At 35.5% G+C, this 290-nt stretch carries 1 protein-coding gene; it reads left to right on the plus strand.

Translation table 11 applies throughout. From position 1 onward, the window contains the following. Positions 1 to 290 (plus strand): GerAB/ArcD/ProY family transporter (locus AOA60_RS23465; protein ID WP_158235052.1); only part of this gene is annotated, 290 nt, incomplete at both ends.

Below are 290 nucleotides of genomic sequence, written 5' to 3' on the forward strand. Positions count from 1 at the left end.
TCTCACCGCTTGGATGGGTTACTACAGTAATTGGGCATTTGCTGATGCAAACTTTCATCATTTATATCCCCGATTTGACCAAACACTGATGGATTGGGGAAACGCTCTTTTTGAAGGCTCTCAGATTATGCTTGGATTTGCTTTAATAATGTTTTACTACCCATATATTATAGAACAAAAAAAAGCATACAAGCATGCTGTAATGGGGATTAGCTTAGCTATTTCGATGATGTTATTGATCTGTATAGTAAGTATCGTTTATTTTTCAAGATGGCAGCTTGAAAATCTAT

This window comes from Pseudomonas sp. 2822-17 (assembly GCF_002742485.1).
GTDB lineage: Bacteria > Pseudomonadota > Gammaproteobacteria > Pseudomonadales > Pseudomonadaceae > Aquipseudomonas > Aquipseudomonas cyclaminis.